The organism is Micrococcus sp. KRD128, from assembly GCF_017168395.1.
In the GTDB taxonomy this organism is placed as follows: Bacteria; Actinomycetota; Actinomycetes; order Actinomycetales; family Micrococcaceae; genus Micrococcus; species Micrococcus luteus.
The window spans coordinates 1-419 of record NZ_JABFAX010000048.1 but is presented as its reverse complement, the minus strand read 5'-3'; the positions used below and the strand labels follow the sequence as shown (position 1 = coordinate 419).

Annotated in this window: 1 pseudogene; it reads left to right on the top strand. The window is 65.6% G+C overall.

From position 1 onward, the window contains the following. Window positions 1-419: pseudogene (locus J1M44_RS11365) on the top strand (hypothetical protein); the annotation flags it as partial.

Genomic DNA, 419 nt, shown 5'->3' with positions numbered 1-419 from the left:
GCATCCGCTTCGTCTGGGGTGCCTTCGGCCGCAAGCAACTCAAGCGTCCGAGCCCGTCGGTGAAGAACATGCACGCACCGGCCGCACTGTTCCTGGCAACGCCTGCTTTCCTGGCGGTACTCGGACTCATCGCGGGATTCGGCTCCTCCATCGTCGACCGCATCGTCAGCCCGTGCGCGCGGACCCTGCCGTCCTACGGCCAGGAGCCCTACCACCTGGCCCTGTGGCACGGGTTTAACCTGCCACTGGCGCTGACGGTCATCGTCGTCACCGGCGGTGTCGGATTGTTCATCGCCCACCGAGTGGTCAACCGGCTCAAGTTCGAGCATCCCCCGCTCGGCAACGCCGACCGCACCTACGACAACGTCCTCAAGTTCATGGACACGCTGTCCATCCGCCTCACCGGCACCACACAGCGC